Below are 5,931 nucleotides of genomic sequence, written 5' to 3'. Positions count from 1 at the left end.
AAGCGAAACGCCGCGCGGCGAGCGCGTTACCGAGCTGCCGAAGGCAGCGAGGCTGAAGGGGATGGCACGCGCCGGGGCAAGTCCGCGGGACGCGGCGCGCCCCAAGAGCGGGCGTGGAATGACTCCGTGACGCGGTGCTGTCGGCTTGCGTGACGGGCGTAGCCGGGCGCGCAAGGTGCAGCGGCACGGCTGATTTGAAGTGCAACCGGATGACGCGCGGCGTGGTACTGCAGCGCGTGCTATCCGGCTGTGGCCGCCTAGCCGTCAGGCACTCGGGCCGCTGGGCGCCGCGTGTACGTGATCCGAGAACAGAAGCGCAAACGCCACGCTTCCATCGATCTGTTCTCCTTGCAGCAATTCGGCGATGGCGTCTCGTCGCACGATCAGGTCGATATCGTCGTACTCGTGTGGCTCGGCGAACGATGCGTACAGATCTGCGTCATTGTCCTGCAGGACGTTCTCAAGCAGGTCAGTGGCACGGTCCTGACACAGGTTGCCAGCGGCATCCACGCTTTCTGCCAATGGCACGCCGTCCACATGGATAACGTCCGACACGCTGGCCACGACCGAGCGGAAGGTAACCCCATCGTCGTCCGTTACCGCGCTCGCCCGTAGCTCGATTGTCATACCGGCCAGCCACGGGTGATCGATGAACAGGCGCGCGAGGAGAGCGCCTGCCCAGGTCGCGTCGAGCTTCCGCTTCTCGGCGGCCGCATGCTCATATTCGCTATTGACCTTCTGCCCTGCGTCGTTGAGCAGGAATTTACCGCCGCTGAGAAAGTACGTCGGCGTTGCGAAATTTTGATCTGCACTCATGCGTTGCTCCGTTTGGTACGGTGATTTCCTTCTGAGAAAATCACGGCGTTGGAATTGACATGGCGAAGCAGACCGCTCCACCACGAGGTTGCACTACAGACCTGATGCCAGTCACCGCGTCCGTCATTAGCGCTTACGTGGACTTCGATACATCGCTCACACGAGAGCATCTCGGCCACCAGTCCATCGTCGCGTGTGTGTGTTTGTGTCGCGACGATGTTCAGATGTGAGAGGTCGATGGCGTAGGGAACGCCGGATTCGAAGACTGTCCGGTACTCATCCCAGGTTGAGACAAGGAGGGGATCGCCCCTCGTCGGATACTGCCCCTCGACTGCTACCTGACACCCAAACAGATCCGCGCAGCGTCGGGCGTTGTCCAGCATGCTGTCGAGGTTAGCGTTCGCCCGACTGCCCGAGTGCGCGCTGTAGGCCGGAGCATTCAGGCTCTGGCTTACATGTGCCGCACGTTCGAACCAATCCTGATTGGCTTCGAAGTTCGAAAGGTCGGCAAGGCGGTGTGTACGCAGTACGCGTGCATTGGCGTGAAGCCGGAACTGTGTCGATGGGAACGCCCGCAAAATGTCCGACACAACCTCGTCTGTCAGCGTACCGAACGATTGCGGAACGAGTTGTACATGTTCGATGGACAGGTCACCGAATACTGGCTCGACATGCGTCCGGGTCAGCATGGCAAGTGCGCTTTCGTATCGCAGACCGGGCCAGCTTGCGAGAGAGACGCAGACTTTCATAGCCGCGTCACCGTCTGGGCCGACTCAACGTAGTAGTCGCGGTGATCCAGCGTCACGGTGCCCGTTTCGCAAACGAAGTCGACTTCGCCTGAACCACCTTCCCCGTCCTCAAAACCGCTATGGAAAACCTCGATCGCCCGATCTGCATAGTCGCTGAGAGCCTGGGTAAGAGATACGGTCTCTTCAACATATGCGGTCTGCCATTGACCGTCCACGTACTGGGAGCGAAGCGTCGTAACCGTAACCGTGGTGTTCGATTCGAACGCCTGACCGTCCGCAATGAGGATGGAAACCTCGTTGTCGTTGCCGGAATCACCAGATCCCGAATAGCAAACCGTCGCACCGGACGCGTCCACATTGCGCAGCGCATCAATGAGAACCGGCTTGTTTCGCGAAAGAATCAGATCGGGCGTCTTCTCAGCGGCTGCAGGAAGGCAGTCACTCTCGTTGTGGCGGGGTTGGTTGAGCAGGTCGGACATGGCGTGTTCTCCATAGTGGTTGAGCTGACCGGATCCCTAGATTCCGAGTCCCGGCGTGAACGATGTTTCTGCTGAGTCGGCGGTGCTTCTCGTCGTTGCCGCCGTTTCCCTGAGTTCGTCGTCCCGCGATAAAAGGAGACGCGGCCGGTGCTGGGTCAAGGATTGGAGCGCGGGGTGCAGGGGCGGGATGGAGCGGCAGCGACTGACACGGCCCCGCGCGCCTTGACGCAGCGCAGGACGTGGCTACGGTCGCGGGAAAAGGACGGCGAACAAGGGGAACGGGAATACGAGGGGTGGCCGCGACGAAGCGAAAAGCCTCGCGCGGCGAGCGCGCTTACTGAGCCGCTGAAAGCGGCGAAGCTGGAGGGGATGGCACGCGCCGGGGCAAGTCCGCGGCACGCGGCGTGGCCCCAAGAGCCAAAAGTCCTTGACTGGAAAAGTCTGCGTTGTCCGACCGGGGCGCGCTGGTCGTCGTCGCACATGAGCGCAGCGCACGCCGCAGGCGCGCGATTGCCGGGTTCGGCATGTCCCCGTCGCGGTACCGGAGGTTCCTGATCGACGGATCTACGTTCGTTGCGAAGAACCGCACGGCGACCTCGCGCGCTGGAGCCTCCAGTATCCCGGCTTCAGGGTACAAAACGTCGAGCGTGCGGAGCTGCCTGTAGACCAGACCACCGATATCCGCCCAGGAGCGCTCGGGTGCCTCTCGCCATGCCGCGAGCGCATCGGTCACTACCGTATTCAGAAGAACGCGGATCTGGGCGGTACGGGTCGGCTGCTTCGTGTGAATTGGCCAGCGTACGGGCAAGTGGACAGGTAAAGCAAAGATTGATTTCATGGTGGTTTTACGCGCCGAAGGGGCGCGCTCCTGTGTAGTAAGGAAAGGCAATCGGCTGGTTCGAGCGCGGTGTCTGCAACAAACTCGCCTCGCACAGCCGGTGCCGCTTTCATAGTTCGGTCCAGGCGAGATCGGCGGTAACCTGCCGGCCCATGCCAAATGACCGGCTAACCGAGTGTCTGATTCGCTCGCGCGCGCCGTCGATGGTCAACGTTCCCTTGCCAAGGAAGCGCCCGAAGAGAGCCCGCTGTTCTGCCGCCAGAAGGGTCCCGCTCCACCGCGCGGCGCGGTCTCCCTTGCGCTTAACGAGGAACAGGGCCAGCCTCGCAGCCAGTTCGAAGCGGTTGGCCTGCGCAGTCAGGATCAGGTGGGCGTCACACGCAACCGGGGCGAGCTTTGGATCGCGGAACGTGCGCGTGTATGGGGCTGGCCCGTAGGAAAGCGCCCAATCGACGGCGTGCTGCACGCGGCCGCGAGCTTCAGCGGGCGAGCGCGCGAGCTTCGAGTCGTACTGCCTCGCGTCGCGAGACAGGCGGATGTCGAAAAACTCCCGGCCTGGACGCGGTTCGATGCGCATGACGTCGATCTGATAACGTGCGCCCTTCGCGGCCCCTTCCCAGCGTTCAACCAGTTGCGCGCTCATGCTGCCTCCACGCGCTTGCCGTACAGCGTGAGGGCGATCATTTCCAGCCGACCGATGGAGTCGTGCACGTCACGGCCATCCGCCGGGTTGGCCACGATGTAGTGCGCCGCATTGCGGGGGCGTCCCGCAGCGTCACGTGCCACATACACCGTGCTGACCCGGGCGGCGAGCATCGCGCGCCGGGCAAACTCCGCGAAAGTACGCGCGTCGCCAAGCTCCCTGTCCGCCTTGATCATCTGCGTCCGGATGCGGTCCAGCTTGCGCAACGCGACGCGGACCTCGTCCGTCTCCGCTCCGCAGATGTTGGAGAATGTGACGCGATGGGCGAACGACTCCGCGCTCTGATCACTCACAAACGCTCGCAGCGAAATGCTACCGCTGTAGACGTAGCCGGTTGGGCCGACCACTGCGCGCTCCACATCCACTATCAGTTCAGTCGTGCAGCTTTCCTGCTTGACGTAGGCATAGGCGGTGACTTCGTGCTTCGGTTCGCGTCGTGACATGGCATGGCTCCTGTTTTTAGCTGACCGGGCCCCAAGATTCGGAGCCCTACGTAGGGGTTTCCATTCGGCGGGCGCTTGAAAGGTTCCAGCGTTGCCGCCGTTCCCCTGAGTTCATCGCCCTGCGACTACGCAAGCCGGTCGAGGCCGTGCGTCAAGGAGGCAAGTGCGGGGTGTTGGGGCGGGCAGGCGCGAAGCGACAACACGGCCCCGCACGCCTTGACGACAGGCCGACGCCGGCTAAGGTCGCGGGTATGGGCGATGAGGGGGAACAGTCGGTATGCGACCGCTGCGACCGCGTGAATGGCCCGCGCGGGCAGCGCCTTCTCGCGTAGCGAAGCGAGCGACTGGCATGGGTGGCTCGCGCCGGGCGAAGCCTTAGAGCGATCCGTTGTTGGTAACCGGGTCGGGGGAAATGCGAGCAGCCCGGAAGGCGGATGCCTGAAGGGCTGCTCGCCCCGACCCGGCTGATTTGCGGCGCAAAATCCGGAACGTAGATGAAATACGCCGAAGAGCGGTTTCCGCTCCTCGGCGTCTGAGTGTCTGGCTACTCGGCGCGCTGTTCGATCAGGTCGAGCAGGTTTTCGCCGTCCAGTTCAAGAGTCTGCGTGCCCGTGAGAAGCGAGTGCGAGACGCGGATGACTTCGGACGCACCGATCTGGGCGAGCGCTACCAGATCCTCGTGGGTGAGCGGCACATCGAGCGAGCGGAATCGAACGATGCCTTGCGGCGGGTTAGCGTGAGCCCACGGCGACATGCTCACGTCCATCATTGCGATGGTCCGGCCGTTCTTCCCCACTACGTGCGTTCCTGTCACGTATGTGAACCGCGACATCTCCTCGCGCAACTTTGCCTCGGTTACCTCCATTACGGTCCCAGCGCGCGCGTCGATCAGATAGCAGTCGCGGCTCGGACCGACGCGCAGCGCTGCGTCCAGTTCTTCGTTCATGCGGGGGTGTCTGCCGAGCTGTACCAGGTGCGTACCGCTTTCGCGAACGACCCAGCCGTACTGGCCGGTTGCGTAGGTACGCTGCAGGTATGCACGGTCGTGCTCGTAGAAGTCGACCGTGTAGTGTTTGAGTCGTGCGTCCGGCTTTTCGACAATGCCACGCATCGCGTCGAAAACGCGCGCGACGCGCGCAGCGTGGGCGGTGGCTTTCATAGCGGTCGCAATGGCATCGGTTGCAATGGTTTCAGCCGACAGGCAAAGTTCGATCTGCATGGTGCGTTCCTTTTACAAAGAGAGAGCAAGTTGGGTGCTGGCGACTTCGTGTGCGGCAGCGGCGAGAAGAGTCGTAACCCAGTCCGGCTTGGTCCGCGCGCCGGCCCACGCACGCGCGAATTCCTTGAGGCAGGCGACGCAGCAAAGCGCCCGGTAGTCGTCGCGCTGGACGGGGGCATACACAGCGTGGTGCGCAGTGCCGCCATCCCGGCGGGCACCGCATAACGTCGCCCCTGCTGACGGGCCGGTATGGGTGAGATGGATAGGCGGCACCTTCGGCTGGGCCGGGGCGGTCCCGCCGACGGCCGGGGCTGTTCCTTCGCTTTCGAGGGATAACAGATACGCGTCATACCCGGCGCGCTCCGCTGTCTGACGCCTGGGAAAGGCAATGCCGGGTACGTGCACGTGGGCGTAGAAGTACTCTCCGGTCGAGATGCGCTTGTTTTGTGTCAGCCGATGGCTGGACGCGTGGTTCGCGCGCTGCTCGCTTGTGTAGCGTTGGAAGCCGCGCGACGCGCGAAAGCGCTTTCTGTATTCGTCAAATGTCATATTCGACCCCTTCTGGTTTGAGCTGACCGGATCCCTAGATTCCGAGTCCCGGCGTTGGTGGTTTCTGCTGAGTCGGCGGCGCTTCTCGTCGTTGCCGCCGTTCCCCTGAGTTCGTCGTCCCGCGATCAAAGGAGA

Annotated in this window: 7 protein-coding genes; all 7 read right to left on the bottom strand. The window is 62.9% G+C overall.

The genetic code is table 11. The annotated features are described in order from the left end of the window. Positions 1–264 precede the first annotated feature (264 nt). A complete protein-coding gene (locus M0D67_RS41660) occupies positions 265–816 on the bottom strand; it encodes a hypothetical protein (protein WP_266243572.1) in 552 nt (183 codons plus the stop codon). After that, positions 813–1,565, bottom strand: a complete 753-nt coding sequence (locus M0D67_RS41655) for a hypothetical protein (RefSeq protein WP_266243570.1) — start codon at positions 1,563–1,565, stop codon at positions 813–815. The genes M0D67_RS41660 and M0D67_RS41655 overlap by 4 nt, the downstream gene beginning before the upstream one ends. Continuing rightward, complete coding sequence (locus tag M0D67_RS41650) at positions 1,562–2,044, bottom strand: DUF6878 family protein (protein WP_266243568.1); 483 nt, start codon at positions 2,042–2,044, stop codon at positions 1,562–1,564. The genes M0D67_RS41655 and M0D67_RS41650 overlap by 4 nt, the downstream gene beginning before the upstream one ends. 947 nt (positions 2,045–2,991) lie before the next feature. Then, positions 2,992–3,525 carry a hypothetical protein gene (locus M0D67_RS41645; RefSeq protein ID WP_266243565.1) on the bottom strand — a complete coding sequence of 178 codons (534 nt, stop codon included), beginning with the start codon at positions 3,523–3,525 and terminating at the stop codon, positions 2,992–2,994. Continuing rightward, on the bottom strand, positions 3,522–4,028 hold the full coding sequence (locus tag M0D67_RS41640) for a hypothetical protein (RefSeq protein ID WP_266243562.1): 507 nt from the start codon (positions 4,026–4,028) through the stop codon (positions 3,522–3,524). Before M0D67_RS41640 ends, M0D67_RS41645 begins: the two co-directional genes overlap by 4 nt. A 544-nt stretch (positions 4,029–4,572) precedes the next feature. Further along, positions 4,573–5,247: a hypothetical protein gene (locus tag M0D67_RS41635; protein WP_266243560.1), complete on the bottom strand. Its 675-nt coding sequence runs from the start codon at positions 5,245–5,247 to the stop codon at positions 4,573–4,575. Positions 5,248–5,259: 12 nt separating this feature from the next. Beyond that, the coding region (locus M0D67_RS41630; RefSeq protein ID WP_266243558.1) for a hypothetical protein at positions 5,260–5,931 on the bottom strand (672 nt) is incomplete at its 5' end.

This window comes from Paraburkholderia sp. SECH4, assembly GCF_030511745.1.
Taxonomy (GTDB): Bacteria; Pseudomonadota; Gammaproteobacteria; order Burkholderiales; family Burkholderiaceae; genus Paraburkholderia; species Paraburkholderia madseniana.
Note: the sequence above shows the minus strand (reverse complement) of the source record. Positions and strands in the feature narration are given on the sequence as shown.